General features: G+C 54.1%; 1 rRNA gene. It reads left to right on the plus strand.

Features of this window, described 5'->3' with window-relative positions:
• Positions 1-796 (plus strand): 23S ribosomal RNA (locus tag MmiAt1_RS08010); the annotation flags it as partial.

The raw sequence follows: 796 nt of genomic DNA on the forward strand, positions 1-796 counted from the left end.
GAGGCACGGCGTATACAAGTGCGCGGAGTCACCGGGATAAGACCCGAAGCCGGGCGATCTAGGCGTGGGCAGGTTGAAGCGTGGCGAAAGCTGCGTGGAGGACCGCAAGTGGTATTGATCTGCAAATCATTCACGTGACCCACGTCTCGGAGTGAAATGCTAATCTAGCCCGGCATCCGCTGGTTCCCTCCGAAACATGTCGTAGCATGACCTGACCCGAGGTCGTTGGTGGAGTAGAGCACTGATTGGGGAATCCGGGGAAGAAATTCTTCGCTCTTCTGTCAAACTCCAAACCCACCCACACCGTAGACGGTCGGAGTCCGCACTGCTGGGGTAAGCTTGTAGTGCGTAAGGGAGACAACCCTGCCCGTGGTTAAGGTCCCCAAGTGTCGGCTAAGTGTAAACACTAAAGGGCGTCCCAAGCCCAAAACAGCTGGAAGGTTAGCTTAGAAGCAGCTATCCTTTAAAGAGTTCGTAACAGACCACCAGTCGAGGTTTGGGGCCCCGAAAATTGACGGGGCTCAAGCCGACCACCGATACCACGGAGTACCGTATAGGTAATCTCGTAGGAGGGCGTTGTGTTCGGGCAGAAGCAGGGCTGTGAAGTCCTGTGGACCGTTCACAAACGAAAATCCTGGTAATAGTAGCAGCATAGTCAAGTGAAAATCTTGACCGCCGAAGGGGCCAGGTTTCCTCGGCAATGATCATCAGCCGAGGGTTAGTCGGTCCTAAGACGTACCGTAATTCGAGTACGCCGAATCAGGGAAACAGGTTAATATTCCTGTACCGTTCGACA

The sequence above is a fragment of the Methanimicrococcus hacksteinii genome, assembly GCF_032714515.1.
Lineage (GTDB): Archaea > Halobacteriota > Methanosarcinia > Methanosarcinales > Methanosarcinaceae > Methanimicrococcus > Methanimicrococcus hacksteinii.